We start from the raw sequence: 12,914 nt of genomic DNA, 5'->3' as shown, positions 1-12,914 counted from the left end.
ACCGGCAGTCTTTACGCCTCCTTGATGCCGGTGGCGAGGTGCTCCACGACGCGTGTCACCCTTGTCCCTGCGTCAAGGACGCACCATGGAACCGCCATGGACTCGCCATGGACGCGTCAGGATCGGGGAGGGCCGTGGCAGACCGGGAGGCACCGGAGAAGTATCTGGAGGGGTATGCCGAGATCCTCCTCGACGCCTGCGCCACAGGCCGTCGGCTCACCCGCACCGAGCTGGAATCGCGCCGGACGGAGGGGGAGCGGGCGGCGGAGGCCGGATGCGCGCTGCGTGGCCTCATACGTGACCACCTGGCCGCGGCCCAGGCCGTACGGCCGCTGCCGTCCACCGGCCTGCTGCTCGCGGCCGTCGAACAGGCCGTCGACGCCTTCGCCGAGGGGTACGAACGGGCGCAGCACCAGGCGGTCCGCCAAGCGGAGGCCGCGCGCCGGGAGTTCATCGACGACCTGCTGTACGGGGGCAGTGATCTGGGGAGGCTGGCGGAGCGGGCCGAGCGGTTCGGGCTGCGGCTGTCGCAGGCTCACGCGGTCGCGGTCGCCGAGGGCCCCGAACCGTACGGTGACGGCTACCCGGTGGCCCGGGGGATCGAGGAGACGGTCCTGGCCCGGTTCGGCAACCGGCAGATCCTGCTGACCACGAAGGACGGGCGGCTGATCTGTGTCGCGCCGGGCGATCAGCCGGACGTCCTGGCGTACTTCGCGAAGCGGGCGTACGCGGCCACCGGCGGGGGCCGGATCGCCATAGGCCGCTCGCACCCGGGGGCCGGCGGAGTCGTCCACTCGTACGAGGAGGCCCTCAACGCCCTCGAACTGGCGGAGCGGATGGCCCTGGAGGGGCCCGTGCTGCACGCCGCCGACCTGCTGGTCTATCCGGTCCTGACCCGGGACCGGCAGGCCATGGCCGACCTGGTGGAAAGCGTGCTGGGCCCGCTCCGGAAAGGGCGCGGGGGCGTCCAGCCGTTCATCGACACGCTCACCGCCTACTTCGACAGCGGCTGCGTGGCGACCGAGGCGGCCCGCCGCCTGTCGCTGAGCGTGCGGGCGCTGACCTACCGGCTGGAGCGAATCCACACCCTCACCGGCGCCGACCCGGCCGATCCCGCGAACCGCTACACGCTCCAGACGGCGGTGATCGGCGCCCGTCTGCTGGGCTGGCCGGGCGAAGCCGGGGCCTGAGCACGGCCCTCGGGGCAGCAGCCGCAGCCGCGTGCGTGATGCGTACGTACGTGCGTTAAAGCCGCGTAAAGATTGCCGAGGTCAGGCAATGTGCACACGCGGGTCCCGGTGGCACGATCCCCACATCGGCGCAAACACCAGTCGCACGGGGAGGCGTTCATGGGCTTGTTTCTGGTTCTCGGCATGGTGGGGATCGTGCTGCTGGTCGCTTCCCTGGTGCTCGACGGAGTCCTGGAGGGCGTCTTCGACGGCGCTCCGGGCGGACTGTTCGACGGGTGGCTGTCGCTTCCGGTGGTCGCGGGCTTCGTCTCCGCGCTCGGTTTCACGGGGGCGATCGTGCTCGGGTCCACGGAACTCGGCCCGGGAGCGGCGACCGCCGCCGGGGCCCTCGCGGGCGCGGGGACCGGCTGGGCCACGTACCGGACGAGCCGGGCCCTGACGCGGGACCGCAGCGGGGCGGCGCCCCGCCACGGCGACCTCGTGGGGTCGACCGGGACCGTGGTGACCGCCGTTCCGCCGGGCGGCTACGGGGAGGTCCTGCTCCGGCTGGCCGGGCAGCCCGTCAAGTACGCCGCGACGGCGGACGGCCCGCTGGCCCGTGGCGCGGAGGTCTGGGTGACGGCCGCGCCATCCCCGACCTCGGTCGCCGTCCGCGCCGTAGAACACTGACGCGGCCTTCCGTCGGCCCGTCCACACACCACCGTCATCACCATCACCACCGTCACCACCGATCTGCCGCCTCGGGGGCAGGAGGGGTTCCCTCATGAGTCCAGTCGTCACCGCGGTCGTCGGAGTCTTCGTGCTCCTCGTCCTGCTCGCCCTCGTCGTCGTCACGCGCTACAAGGTCGCGGGCCCCAGCGAGGCGTTCATCATCACCGGCCGGCGCGGCAAGAAGTCCACCGACCCGGCCACGGGTCAGACCACCACCGACAACAGCGGCCAGAAGGTCGTCGTGGGCGGCGGGGTGTTCGTGGTCCCGTTCGTCCAGCAGCGGTACACCCTCGACCTCTCCAGCCGGCACATCCCGATCGCCGTGCGCGGCGCGGTCACCCTGCGCGGCGTCAAGGCCAACCTCGAAGGCGTCGCCATCGTCAAGGTCGGCGGCAACGAGGACGCCATCCGTGCCGCCGCCCAGCGCTTCCTCCAGCAGCAGGGCGGCATCGTCGGCTTCACCCAGGAAGTGCTCTCCGGGGCCCTGCGCGCCATCGTGGGCCGGATGTCGGTCGAGGACATCATCCGTGACCGCGCGGCCTTCGCCGGACAGGTCGCGGAGGAGGCCGAGGCCAGCCTGTCCGGACAGGGCCTGGTCCTGGACGCCTTCCAGATCCAGGACATCACCACGGAGGGCTCCTACCTTGAGGACCTCGGCAGGCCCGAGGCCGCCCGCGCCCGGCAGGAGGCGGACATCGCCGAGGCCAACTCCCGCCGGACCGCCGAGCAGGCCCGTCTGAAGGCGGAGGAGGAGATCGCCGTCGCGGAGCGCACCCTGTACCTGCGCCAGGCCGAGATCAAGGCCGAGACCGACGCGGCAGCCGCCCGGGCCAATGCCGCCGGACCGCTCGCCGAGGCCGACCGTCAGCAGCAGATCCTCGCCGAACAGGAGAAGGTCGCCGAGCGCCAGGCGGCTCTGACCGACCGTCAGCTCGACACGGAGGTCCGCAAGCCCGCCGACGCCCGCCGCTACCAGGCCGAGCAGGAGGCCGAGGCCAAGCGCGTGGCCCGGGTCAAGCAGGCCGAGGCCGAGCGCCTCGCGGCCATCGCCGCCGCCCAGGGCGAGGCCGAGCGGGCGCGCCTGACCGGTGAGGGCGAGAAGCAGCGCCGGTCCGCGCTGGCCGAGGCCGAGGCGATCGAAGGTGCCAAGCGGGGTGAGGCCGAGCGCGCCCGGCGTGCGGCGATCGCCGAAGCGGTACGGCTGGAGGGCGACGCGGAGGCGGCGGCCATCTTGGCCAGGGGCTCGGCCGAGGCCGAGGCGATGCAGAAGAAGGCGGACGCCTTCGAGAGCTACGGCGACGCGGCGATGGTCCAGATGATGGTCGAGGCGCTGCCGCAGGTCGTGGCCAAGGCCGCCGAACCGCTGTCCGCCATCGACAAGTTGACCGTCATCTCCACCGACGGCGCGAGCAAGCTCTCCCGCACGGTCGCCGACAACGTCGCCCAGGGCATGGAGCTCCTCGGCTCCACCACCGGCGTCGACCTGGCCCAGCTCCTCAAGGGCCTCACGGCTCCGGAGCGGGGACCCTCCTCCGCCGTCCCCGCCGCCGTCCCCGTCCCGGCCGACGGGAAGATCGAGATCGCCGGCTAGCAGGCTGCCGTTCCGTTCAAACGCACGCACGGGGGCGCACTCGGTATGCCGAGTGCGCCCCTTCCGTGCTCCGCGCGCCCTACCGATGCCCGGGGGCCACCGTGATGATGAGCCGACCCCAAGTGATCCAGACGACTCCGCACACCTGTGCCCCGGCCAGGTGGACGTGCGGTGAAAGGAGTCCACGATGTTGCTCCTCATCTCCCCGGACAGCGTCGAAGAGGCCCGCGACTGCGCGAAGGCGGCGGAGCACCTCGACATCGTCGACGTCAAGAAGCCCGACGAGGGCTCGCTCGGCGCGAACTTCCCGTGGGTCATCAGAGAGATCCGCGACGCGGTCCCGGCGGACAAGCCGGTGTCCGCCACCGTCGGGGACGTGCCGTACAAACCCGGCACGGTGGCCCAGGCGGCGCTCGGGGCGGCGGTCTCCGGAGCCACGTACATCAAGGTCGGCCTCTACGGATGCACGACGCCCGAGCAGGCCGTCGAGGTCATGCGGGGGGTCGTCCGGGCGGTGAAGGACTACCGGCCGGACGCGTTCGTCGTCGCCTCGGGCTACGCGGACGCCCACCGGATCGGCTGCGTCAACCCGCTCGCGCTGCCCGACATCGCCCTGCGCTCCGGCTCCGACGCGGCCATGCTCGACACCGCGGTCAAGGACGGGACCCGGCTGTTCGACCACGTTCCGCCGGAGGTCTGCGCGGAGTTCGTCCGGCGGGCCCACGAGGGCGGTCTGCTCGCCGCTCTCGCGGGCAGCGTGAAGGTGGAGGACCTCGGGGCGCTGACCCGCATGGGCACGGACATCGTGGGGGTGCGCGGGGCGGTCTGCGAGGGGGGCGACCGTACCGCAGGAAGGATTCAGCCGAGGCTGGTGGCCGCCTTCCGGGCGGAGATGGACCGGCACGCCCGGGAACACGCGGCTGCCGTCACCGCCACGAGGTGAGCGCCGGCATGGCGGCACATCGGCCCCGGCGCGCGCCCGGAGCCCTCGGCGAGCGTTTCACCGTCCTCGATCCGGCGACGGGCGAGGCCTTCGCGGAGGCCCCCGACCAGCGGCCGGACACGTTGGACGCCGTCGTCGGCCGGGCCCACGAGGCCTGGCGCGGCTGGCGGGCCGACCCCGTCGCCCGCGCCACCGCGTTGCGCGCGGCGGCCGACGCCGTGGAGGCCGCCGGGGCGGACCTCGCGCCGCTGCTCAGCCGCGAGCAGGGCAAACCCCTGGCCGAGTCGTACGCGGAGACCGCCCGCACGGCGGCCCGCCTGCGCTACTTCGCCGGACTCGCCGAGCACGCCGAAACCGCCGGACACACCGGAATCGGCCCCGGGACCCGGCTCCCCCCGGACGGCCGGCCGGTGCGCAGCGAGCTCCGCTGGCGCCCGCTCGGGCCCGTCGCCGCGATCGTCCCGTGGAACTTTCCCCTCCAGCTCGCCTCGGCGAAGTTCGCGCCCGCGCTCGCGGCGGGCAACACCGTGGTCCTCAAGCCCTCCCCCTTCACCCCCCTCGCCACACGGCTGCTGGGAACCGTCCTGTCCACCGCGCTCCCCGAGGGCGTGCTGACGATCGTCACCGGTCACGAACCCCTCGGCGCCCGCCTGGCCTCCCATCCGGGCATCCGCCACGTGACCTTCACCGGTTCGGTCCCCACCGGACGGGCCGTCGCGCGGGGCGCGGCGGCCTCGCTCGCCCGGGTCACCCTGGAGCTGGGGGGCAACGACGCCGCGATCCTGCTGGAGGACGTGGACGTGGAGCGGATCGCGGACCGGCTGTTCTGGGCGGCGTTCCGCAACTGCGGGCAGGTCTGCATGGCGGTCAAACGCGTCTACGCCCCGGCCCGGCTCTACGCCGATGTCGTCGAGGCCCTCGCGCAGCGCGCGAAGACCGTCGTCGTCGGAGCCGGTCTCGATCCGGGCACGGAGCTGGGCCCGGTCAACAACGCCCCCCAGCTGGCCCGGGTCGAGCACTGCACGGCCCGGGCCCTGGCGGACGGCGCCCGAGCCGCGGCCGGTGGCCACCGGCTGGACCGGCCGGGGTACTTCCACGCCCCGACGATCCTGGCCGACGTCCCGCCCGGCAGCCCGGTGGTGACGCGGGAGCAGTTCGGCCCCGTCCTGCCGGTACTGCCGTACGGGAGCCTCGACGAGGCCGTCGCGGCGGCCAACGGGACCGGCTTCGGGCTGGGCGGCTCGGTATGGGGGAGCGACCTCGACCGGGCCGGGGCGGTGGCCGACCGGCTGGAGTGCGGGACGGCGTGGATCAACCACCACGCCGAACTGTCCCTCGCCCAGCCCTTCGCGGGCGCCAAGGAGAGCGGGGTCGGCGTCGCGGGCGGACCGTGGGGGTTCTACGGGAACCTCAGGCCGTTCGTCGTGCACCGCCCGGAGGAGTCGTGACGATGAGGTTCGGCGCGGCGGTGCTGCGCTCGCCCGGGGGCCGGTTCTCCGTCGAGGAGGTGGTCCTGCACGCGGGGCCGGCCGACGGCGAGGTCCTGGTCAAGATCGCGGGGTGCGGGATGTGCCGGACCGATCTCGCGGTCCGGCGTTCGGCGGGCCGCTCACCACTGCCGGCGGTCCTCGGCCACGAGGGGGCCGGGGTCGTGGTGGCGACGGGCGGCCCGCACACCGGCCTGCGCGACGGCGACCACGTCGTGCTGAGCTTCGACTCCTGCGGACACTGCCGGAACTGCCTGGGCGCCGCCCCCGCCTACTGCGACTCCTTCGCCTCGCTGAACCTCTTCGGGGGGCGCGAGGAGAACGCCGCCCGCTTCACGGACGCGGCCGGGGGCGCGCTGGCGCCCCGGTGGTTCGGCCAGTCCTCGTTCGCCGAGTACGCGGTGGTCGCGGCGCGCAACGCCGTCCGGGTCGATCCCTCACTGCCCGTCGAACTGCTCGGGCCGCTCGGCTGCGGCTTCCTCACCGGCGCCGGAGCCGTCTTCCACTCCTTCGCGGCCGGGCCCGGGGACACCGTCGCGGTCTTCGGCGCGGGGGCGGTGGGCCTGGCCGCGGTGATGGCGGCCACCGCCTGCGGGGCGGTGACCGTGGCCGTCGACCGGCACCCCGGACGGCTGGCCCTCGCCGAGCGGTTCGGCGCGATCCCGCTGCACGCCGCGTCGGCCGACCTGCCCGGCCGCATCCGGCGACTGACGGACGGCGGCGCGCGGTACGCACTGGACACCACGGCCTCCGCCCGGCTGATCAACGACGCGCTCCGGGCCCTGCGCCCGACGGGCCACCTCGGTCTGGTGGCCCGGCTCCACACCGCGCTGCCGCTCGAACCGGGGACACTGGACCGGGGCCGGAGGATCTCCCACATCTGTGAGGGGGACGCGGTACCCGGGCTGCTGATCCCACGGCTGACCGGCCTGTGGCGGGCCGGACGCTTCCCCTTCGACGAGCTGATCCGTACGTACCCGCTCGCCGACATCGACGAGGCCGAACGCGACTGCGAGGCGGGGCGCGTGGTCAAACCCGTCCTGCTTCCGGGGGAAAGCAACCGGTAAACCGGTGAACGAGGGGTTCGAAGCTGTTCGTGGTCTCAACTCACCCAAGGGAGTACACGTGGCCGGTACAACGCCTCGGAGCACCGGTGTGGACGGCATGGAGAGTGCGGAGGGTGTGGAGGGTGTGGAAGGGGGTGTGGGTGTGACCGCGCTCCTGGTCGCCGCGGCACGGGCGATCGAGGCCCACCGCCACGACGCCCTGGCACGGGACCTCTACGCGGAGCACTTCGTGCTCGCCGCACCGGCGTCCGCCGGCTGGCCGGTCCGCATACAGCAGGTTCCGGACGGGGACGCGAACCCGCTGTGGGGGCGGTTCGCGCGGTACTTCGGTCTGCGCACGAGGGTCCTCGACGACTTCCTCCTCCGGTCGGTGCGCACGGGGGGTGCCCGTCAGGTGGTCCTGCTCGGGGCGGGGTTGGATTCACGGGCGTTCCGGCTCGACTGGCCTCCCGGCTGTGTGGTCTTCGAGATCGACAGGGCAGGCGTGCTGGCGTTCAAGCACGAGGTGCTCGACGGGCTGTCGGCCGCCCCGAAGGCGGCGCGCGTCCCCGTCCCGGTCGATCTGCGCGCCGACTGGGTCACCGCGCTGGCCGACGCCGGCTTCGACCCGGCCGTACCGAGCGTCTGGCTGGCCGAGGGGTTGCTGTTCTACCTGCCCAGCGCCGCCGAGACCCACCTCATGGACACGGTGGACCGGCTGAGCGCGGGAGGAAGCGCGCTGGCGTTCGAGGTCAAGCTCGACAAGGACCTGCTGGAGTACCGCGACAGCCCGCTCTACACCGCGACGGCGCACCAGATCGGCATCGACCTGCTCAACCTGTTCGCCAGGGAGCCGCGGCCCGACTCCGCCGGTGACCTGGCGGGCAAGGGCTGGTCCACATCGGTGCGCACCCCCTTCGACTTCACCCGCCACCACGGACGCGGCCCACTGCCCGAGCCGAACGACGCCCTGGCGGGCAACCGGTGGGTGTTCGCGGACAAACCCCGGCCGTGACACTGCCGCCGGCAGGCATCATCCTGTCTGCTCGGACGGATGACGGACAGGTGGCGGACGCGTGACGGACGACGGGGGGGCGTCGAGGGCCGCTTCGAGCACCTCGGGCGTCCGGGCCGGGTCACGTCGAAGCAGGCCCTACTGGACTCGCTGGCGCTCAGCGGCTTCGACGACTGGCTGGTCGCCCGGCTGCACGGACGCCCGCTACAACGACCGGGGCACGGTCCGTACGCTCACCGGCTGCACCGCCAACGTGATCAAGGGCCGTGCGCTCGCCTTCCTCAACAAGGCCGCCACCGACACGCGCCCGTGGTTCGCCCCTTCGTCGCCCCCTACGCCCCGCACCAGCCCAACACCCCGCCTCGCCGCTGACCGCGTGAGCTGACAGCCCGGGCCGGAACGGGTACCACCAAGAGCAGGCACCACCCGTCGATCCCGCCCCGCCGTTCTGCCCCCGTCCCGCCTGCCACACCTCCGGCGGGCGGGACGACCGCACCGGCCGGTGCCGCGTTGTCTGCGACGGCTCAGCGGCTCAGCGGCTCAGCGCCAGAGTTGGGTGGCAGAGCCATTGCATTGCCACTGGTTGGCATCGGCGCCATTCGCGGTGGAGTCACCCCGGATCTCCAGACACTTACCCGAATTCATATTCACGAGACTTCCGTCAGCCGCCCAATACCATTGCTGGGTGGCGGAGCCATTGCAGTCCCACTGATTCGCCCGGGCACCGTTCGCCGTGGAATCACCTCGAATTTCCAGACACTTGCCCGAGTTCGCGTTGGTGAGTGTGCCCCAACCGGTCAGGTTGCTGCTGTACCATTTCTGGGTGGCGGAGCCATTACAGTCCCACTGGTTGGCAGCAGCGCCATTCGCAGTGGAGTCACCCCGGATCTCCAGACACTTACCCGAGTTCCTGTTCACCCAGGTGTAAGGTCCGGAGTTCGCGGAGTCGACGGAAATGGATGCGGACGCAGGCGCGGCGGCAGCGCCTATGACCATGACGATTCCTGCGGCCAGTGCCGCAGTTTTCCCCTTACGTGGTTTCACAGCTCTCCCTCGGTGGCGGTGCAGTGAGGGCCCATACCTACCATTGCGAGGCTCGGATGAACAGGCCGCTGACCGGATGGCAGGAAACCGCACCCCGTGGCCAGATCGCGGGCCTTGACATTCCCCTTTCATGCGGACGGAAAGACGGGGACGCGCATCCTGTACAGGCCGTACGGGCGGTGAGGATCTTCCTTCTGAGGCAGTACTCCTACGGCTCCTTCACCGCGCAGCTGGTATGCGCCGTGCCGAGCTGACGGCACCCCGGTCACGGTTGCGCCCACGGTCCGGACCAGGGCGGACCGGACCGGGACGAAAAGACGGATTCCCCGACGGCGCGCAGGCTGTCGGGGAATCCGGTCGTGCGGGGGGGCTCCGGTCCCGGGTCCGCCGGTTGCGGACACGGGACCGGGGCGGGGCCGGGTGGACGGACGTCCGGATGGCGCCCCGCCAGTGGGCGGCGCCTAGATACGGACGCGGTAGCCGGGTACCCCGACGCCGCTGGCGATGACGCCCTGGTCGGCCCACTTGATGACGCCGGTCGTGGCGTCGGCGGTGTGGGCGTAGGCGTGGACGGCGCCGTTGTCGTCGACGACGAGGTAGTCGGCGCGGGCGTCACCGTTGATGTCGGCGAACCGGACCTGGCTGCCCTGCCAAGAGCTGGAACCGGAGGCGATGTAGTCCTGGTCCTGCCAGCCGCCACGGCCGTTGCCGCCGGTGTTGACGAAGCCGTGGGTGGCGCCGTTGTCCTCGACGACGAGGTAGTCGGCGCGGGCGTCACCGCCGATGTCGGCGAACCGGACCTGGTCACCGGTCCAAGCGGCGGAACCGGAGGCGATGACGCCCTGGTCGGCCCACTTGATGACGCCGGTGGTGGCGTCGGTGGTGTTCAGCAGGGCGCGGGTGGCGCCGTTGGCGGACACGACCACGTAGTCGGCGCGGGCGTCGCCGCCGATGTCGGCGAACCGGACCTGGTCACCGGTCCAGGCCGAGGAACCGGAGGCGATCACGCCCTTGTCCTGCCAGCCGCCGCGGCCGTTGCCGCCGGTGTTGACGAAGGCGCGGACCGCGCCGTTGGGGTTCACGATGAGGTAGTCGGCGCGGGCGTCGCCGCCGATGTCGGCGAAGCGGATCTGGCTGCCCGTGAAGTCGGCGGAGCCCGAGGCGATGTACCCCTGGTCGCTCCACTGGCCGGGGCCGGTGTTGAGCCAGGCGCGGACCCCGCCGTTGTCGTCCACGACGAGGTAGTCGGCGCGGCCGTCGCCGTTGATGTCGACGTCGTAGTCACCGTTGCCGGTCGCCCGGCGGGGCGGGGCGGGCTTGACGACGACGGTCTCCTTGACCCAGCCCTTCTGGGCGACTCCGACGATGCCGCCGCGGAAGGCGTTGCCCATCTTCACGTAGCCGCTGTTGTTGGGGTGCAGTCGGTCGTTGAGGTCGCTGGTGGTGAGCGCGCTCATGCTGACCTGGGAGATCTTGTAGCCGCGCTGGGCCCGGTCCGCGACGATCCCCGGTATCGCCCTGTTGTAGGCGTCGACGCGCTCCTGGACCGCGCGATCGACGGCGGGCACCAGGGAGGCGACCACGACGGTGGTGTCGGGGGAAGCGGCGTGGATCTGGTCGAGGAGCCCGCCGAGCCGCTGCGGGGCGGTGGCGACCTGGTAGTTGCGGTTCATGTCGTTGGTGCCGATGTGCAGCAGCACGACATTGGGTTTCGCCTCGGCCAGCCAGGGCTCGATGTTGGCCTGGATCTGGTCGATGCGCCAGCCCGAATGGCCCTCGTGACGGGTGCCGTCGGCGTCCTGCTGGGAGCCGACGAACTCCACGGTCCGCACGTCGGTGGCAAGGCTTCTCGCCAGGGCGGGACGGTATCCGGTGCGCGTGTTGCTGCCGACGCCCAGGGTGATCGAGTCGCCCAGCGGCATCACGGCCAGCCGGGGCACGGTCGCCCCCCAGTCGGGGAAATGCCCGAAGGCGAGATCCAGGTTGAAGATGTCGGTGTTGCCCAGGAGGGCGTCGACGGTCTGGATGCTCTCGTCGTACCCCAGCACATAGCTTTCGAGGTTGCGGATCATCCCGTTGTTGTACTCCCACGCCTGGGACCGGTCGCCGTAGACGCACGGCTGCGTCTGTGCCCGCCCATGGGCCGACCACACGTCCATACAGTTATGGGTGGACGCGTTCCTGATGTGCATGCCTCCCGGCACACCTGAGGGCTGGAAGTACCACTGCTCCTCCAGCGGCGCGAACGGGTTCTCGGGCCGGAACCCTTCGTAGACTCCGGTGCCGTGGGGGTACAGGGGGTGTCTCGTGACCGAGTCGGTGATGATCGTGTTGTAGCCGGGCGTGTTGCGGAAACCGGCGGTGTCCCAGTTCCCCATGTTCACCGGCTCCATCAGCCAGTGGGAGGTCTCGCGCAGCGGCCCGTAGTGCACACCGAGCGCGTTGGGCCCGTACTCGGGTGCGTGCCGGAGCTGCCCGCCGGCGGCGTTGAACAGGTTCCTCAACTGCGGGTCCCACGACCACAGCTGGCCGAGGTTGGCGGGGGAGGCGCACTCGATCTGCCGCAGGCGAGGGCTGGAGGGGTTCCCGGTCATGTCCAGACACTTGCCCGAGGCCAGGTTCTGGAGCTGTGTGTAGGTGGTGCCCTCGAAGTGGTTCAGTCCCAGCACCTTCCACACCTGGCTGCGGCTGTGGCGCAGTTCCGTGTGCTCGATGAGGGCGTCGTTGTCCGTCCGGTCGTTGGCCACGCCGATGCCCTGGTTGTGGAGGTACCAGCGGAACCGGTAGGTCTGGTCCTTCTGACCCCCGGCCCCCAGGACTCCGAAGGCGACCGGCCAGTGGTCGCTCGTGCCGGTGCCGGTCATGACCGCGGCCGGCCATGTCGCGACGGCGAGGTTGGTGACCAGGTAGTCCAGTTCGGACCTCCCGTTGGGATGCGTGACCTGGCCGCTGCTGATGATGTTCTCGGGGCCCGTCAACTGGTTCTGGAGGTTCGCCGGGTCACGGTTGAAGTCACCGAGGACGGCCCAGTCGGTCCCTCTCGCCTCCGCTTCGGCCCGGACCCTGCGGACCAGGCTGGCCGCGTCGCTGCCGCCGTCGGCCGAGGCGTGGATCGAGGCGTACAGCGTGTCGCTGCCCAGGTCGTAGAGGGCCAGGGCGTCACGGTAGTTACCGGCGACCACGATGGGTTCGAGCGGCTCCGAGGTGACCATCCCGATCTGGCGGCTGTTCTGCCGCATCAGGTACAGGTAGCGGTACTCCGGGCGGAGGTCGGTCCCGATGTTCCACAGGTACTCGTTGATCTCCGCCGGCGCCCCCGGGTCGGGCGGTATGAGGCTGGCGCCACCCGGGACGTACGGCGTCCTGTTGCCCGCCGCCCCCTGGTAGGGGAACTCCTGCAGCGCGACCACGTGGTTGTCCCGGGCCAGGTTCCTGAGCGCGTCGAAGTTCTCCCGCTTGTTCTGCATGTTCCAGGTGGCCAGCCGCTTGTCACCGGGGGGCAGGGCCTCGGCCGTGGACGGCAGGCTGATGACGCCGAGGAGGCCGGCGAGGACCGCCAGGACGCACTGGACCACGAGGCGCCGGTACCACCGGGTGCGTGACGCCGTGCGCGGGCGCGGCGCCGCCGCCGCCGGGGGTGGATCGTGCTGGTGGGGAGGGGGGACGTGGTCTGACATGTGGGGTGTTCCTGTACTTCCTGTAGTGGTGCGGATGTGCTGGGTTCATGGCCCGGTCGGCCCGGTCGGCCCGGACGGCCCGTCGCCACCGGCCGCGTGGTGCGGCCGGAAGGGCGGGGCGGGGACGGCCGGTACGAAGGGGGGCGGAGCGGGTCGGCGGGACGCGGGGCGGGGCGCGGCCGTACGGACCGGTTCAGGGGGGCTGCCGCT

Annotated in this window: 9 protein-coding genes; 7 read left to right on the top strand and 2 right to left on the bottom strand. The window is 71.9% G+C overall.

Features of this window, described 5'->3' with window-relative positions; all coding sequences use genetic code 11:
* The first annotated feature begins 134 nt into the window (after positions 1-134).
* From ACIA5F_RS09600 to ACIA5F_RS09570, 7 genes are all read left to right on the top strand, one after another.
* On the top strand, positions 135-1,190 hold the full coding sequence (locus ACIA5F_RS09600) for a PucR family transcriptional regulator (RefSeq protein ID WP_399350987.1): 1,056 nt from the start codon (positions 135-137) through the stop codon (positions 1,188-1,190).
* 159 nt (positions 1,191-1,349) lie between these two features.
* Entirely contained in the window at positions 1,350-1,859 is a 510-nt protein-coding gene (locus ACIA5F_RS09595; RefSeq protein ID WP_399350985.1) for a hypothetical protein, read from the top strand.
* 94 nt (positions 1,860-1,953) lie between these two features.
* Positions 1,954-3,492 carry a flotillin family protein gene (locus tag ACIA5F_RS09590; RefSeq protein ID WP_399350983.1) on the top strand — a complete coding sequence of 513 codons (1,539 nt, stop codon included), beginning with the start codon at positions 1,954-1,956 and terminating at the stop codon, positions 3,490-3,492.
* Positions 3,493-3,679: 187 nt separating this feature from the next.
* The gene (locus tag ACIA5F_RS09585; RefSeq protein ID WP_399350981.1) at positions 3,680-4,435 is read left to right on the top strand and encodes a (5-formylfuran-3-yl)methyl phosphate synthase; all 756 of its coding nucleotides are present in this window, start codon (positions 3,680-3,682) and stop codon (positions 4,433-4,435) included.
* Positions 4,436-4,443: 8 nt separating this feature from the next.
* Positions 4,444-5,883 carry an aldehyde dehydrogenase family protein gene (locus ACIA5F_RS09580; protein ID WP_399350979.1) on the top strand — a complete coding sequence of 480 codons (1,440 nt, stop codon included), beginning with the start codon at positions 4,444-4,446 and terminating at the stop codon, positions 5,881-5,883.
* Between the two features lie 2 nt (positions 5,884-5,885).
* Positions 5,886-6,989: an NAD(P)-dependent alcohol dehydrogenase gene (locus tag ACIA5F_RS09575; protein WP_399351316.1), complete on the top strand. Its 1,104-nt coding sequence runs from the start codon at positions 5,886-5,888 to the stop codon at positions 6,987-6,989.
* 97 nt (positions 6,990-7,086) lie between these two features.
* The gene (locus tag ACIA5F_RS09570; RefSeq protein ID WP_399350977.1) at positions 7,087-7,983 is read left to right on the top strand and encodes a class I SAM-dependent methyltransferase; all 897 of its coding nucleotides are present in this window, start codon (positions 7,087-7,089) and stop codon (positions 7,981-7,983) included.
* Between the two features lie 540 nt (positions 7,984-8,523).
* On the opposite strand, the gene ACIA5F_RS09565 is transcribed toward ACIA5F_RS09570, so the two are convergent.
* On the bottom strand, positions 8,524-9,027 hold the full coding sequence (locus ACIA5F_RS09565) for an RICIN domain-containing protein (protein WP_399350975.1): 504 nt from the start codon (positions 9,025-9,027) through the stop codon (positions 8,524-8,526).
* A gap of 461 nt (positions 9,028-9,488) precedes the next feature.
* A complete protein-coding gene (locus ACIA5F_RS09560) occupies positions 9,489-12,704 on the bottom strand; it encodes a GDSL-type esterase/lipase family protein (protein WP_399350973.1) in 3,216 nt (1,071 codons plus the stop codon).
* Between the last annotated feature and the right edge of the window lie 210 nt (positions 12,705-12,914).

Origin of the sequence: Streptomyces sp. NPDC051567, assembly GCF_044454165.1 — a bacterium.
GTDB lineage: Bacteria > Actinomycetota > Actinomycetes > Streptomycetales > Streptomycetaceae > Streptomyces.
Note: the sequence above shows the minus strand (reverse complement) of the source record. Positions and strands in the feature narration are given on the sequence as shown.